We start from the raw sequence: 2,006 nt of genomic DNA, 5'->3' as shown, positions 1-2,006 counted from the left end.
CTCGCTGAATATGTGGTGGGACACGGATCTGTCGGGAGCCGGATGCGGTAGTTCCGCACGTCCGGTTCTGAGGAGGGGCCTATCTGGGTGACCGGATAGGTCTACTCACCCCTCCCTAAAACGGCTTCAGTGAGCCATGCTGAATACATCAGCAAAAATATGAAGAGGCGTCCAATGGAACAAGTTATCGGCATTGATCTGGCAAAGCGAGTGTTTCAATTACATATTGCGTCTCCGCTCGGAAAAATGATTAAAAATACCGTGGTAACGCGCGATAAACTGATGACATTCATTGCTCAACAACCCCCTTCCAAAATAGTGATGGAGGCTTGTGGCAGCGCAAATTACTGGAGCCGACAATTTAAACGCTTTGGTCATGAGGTGAAGCAAATCAGCCCCCAATATGTCGCCCCATTCAGAATGGGCAGCAAGAATGATAAAAATGATGCCGTGGCTATTGTGGAAGCAGACAGTCGTCCAGGGATGCGTTATGTGCCGGAAAAAACACAGAAATAACAGGATATTCAGTGTTTGCATCGTGTTCGTCAGCGGCTAATGAAAAACAGAACGGCGCTGATTAATCAAATACGGGGATTAGGCTTAGAATATGGCATTGCCATACCCGAAAGCGCTCACAAGGTTGAGCAATGTTTGCCTGAGCATCTGGAAAACGCGGAAAATGACCTGACCCCGCTGAGCCGTGAATTATTTCAGGAACTCTTGCTTGAACTCAAAGAACAGCAGCAGCGTCTGAAAATACTGGATAAACGCCTCAACCATTTGAATGCACAAGAGGAAGATATTCGCCGGCTACTGACGCTACCGGGTATTGGTCCACTGGGGGCATCCGCTTTAATGATAGCGCTGGGAGAGAGTACGGATTTCAAAAATGGCCGCCATTTTGCCAGTTATCTGGGGCTAGTTCCAAGAGAACACAGTAGTGGTGGCAAAGTCAGGTTATTGGGTATCACGAAACGCGGGGATGGCTATTTACGAGGAATACTGATTCATGGTGCCCGTTCAGTTGTTCATCGGGTGCAAAAAATCCCTGACGAACAATGTAATGGATTACAACGCGGGTTAAAAGGCGTGATAGCCCGCAGCGGGTCCAATAAAGCGGCAGTTGCCCTGGCAAATAAAAATGCCCGAATAGCCTGGGCTCTGGTCAGCCAACAATCGAGTTATGAACCACGATGAGTGACCCATGATGTAAATGATGTAGAAGTCCATAAATTGATGTACTGACAGGTAGAACCGACTCTCTGTGAACCTGGTAAATAACTCAGTCTATCGAGACTGTTGAAATAATGAGGGCAGAGAGTGCGGATTTTCATCAGGGCTCATTGAAGCCGAATATATGTTTGCGACTACGTTGTCAGAAAAATTTACTCACCCACTTGAATTGAGTCGGTGTCCATATATCTTATTTAGTAGCGCTTCTTCAGATGCGAAAACTCTTCAAACAATTTACTCGCTGTCCTTCCCTTCAATCTCCTCGATTTCTGAGGGCGCTAATGTCGGGGGACTACTCACCAGTATGTGAACATGATCCTTGCTCACGACTCTTTCTAATATCCTGATTTCAAATGCTTCACAGGTCTGACGGACTCATTCTCGCACTCGGAGAGCGACTTCGCCTGTTAGCACTTTGTACCTGTATTTGGTTACCCACACAAAATGATATTCAATCTGAAATACCGTATGGCTGCCACATCTGTAATCCATATTGTACCTCTCGTGCAACACCATATCGCAGCTAAAGTTGACCGACTAAAGTCGGTCAGATTATTATGGCTTTAGCCAGTTTAAGTAGCGTCAGCTGCTTAAACATAAAACCACCCGCTATGCGGGTGGAGACCCGAGGTTATACCAAGAAAAACACCTTTCCGTTACGATATAGATGTTCAAGCTAATATACGTAACTGAAATAAGGAAAGGTGTTTATGGGGATTAAAGCACAAAGCTCAGCACATACAAAGTGGCTGTGCAAATACCATATCGTTTTT

Annotated in this window: 2 protein-coding genes and 2 pseudogenes; 3 read left to right on the top strand and 1 reads right to left on the bottom strand. The window is 45.9% G+C overall.

Annotation, left to right across the window (positions count from 1 at the left end; all coding sequences use genetic code 11):
* The first annotated feature begins 174 nt into the window (after positions 1-174).
* Both ACGF49_RS24415 and ACGF49_RS24410 read left to right on the top strand, forming a co-directional pair.
* Positions 175-516, top strand: coding sequence for a hypothetical protein (locus ACGF49_RS24415; RefSeq protein ID WP_387493257.1), 342 nt, complete (start codon positions 175-177; stop codon positions 514-516).
* A gap of 6 nt (positions 517-522) precedes the next feature.
* On the top strand, positions 523-1,197 hold the full coding sequence (locus ACGF49_RS24410) for an IS110 family transposase (RefSeq protein WP_387493260.1): 675 nt from the start codon (positions 523-525) through the stop codon (positions 1,195-1,197).
* A 233-nt stretch (positions 1,198-1,430) separates the two neighbouring features.
* Here the strand turns inward: ACGF49_RS24410 and tnpA are convergent.
* Positions 1,431-1,725 (bottom strand): annotated as a pseudogene (tnpA, locus tag ACGF49_RS24405) (IS200/IS605 family transposase); the annotation flags it as partial.
* A gap of 218 nt (positions 1,726-1,943) precedes the next feature.
* Here tnpA and ACGF49_RS24400 point away from each other — a divergent pair.
* A pseudogene (locus ACGF49_RS24400) lies at positions 1,944-2,006 on the top strand (IS200/IS605 family transposase); the annotation flags it as partial.

The sequence above is a fragment of the Photorhabdus sp. RM96S genome, assembly GCF_042879335.1.
GTDB classification, from domain to species: Bacteria; Pseudomonadota; Gammaproteobacteria; order Enterobacterales; family Enterobacteriaceae; genus Photorhabdus; species Photorhabdus kayaii.
The sequence above is the reverse complement of the archived record's forward strand: the minus strand, read 5'-3'. Positions and strand labels throughout refer to the sequence as shown.

Coding starts and splice junctions, on each gene's coding strand:
- ACGF49_RS24415 (WP_387493257.1), top strand. CDS start 175: ATGGAACAAGTTATCGGCATTGATCTGGCAAAGCGAGTGTTTCAATTA.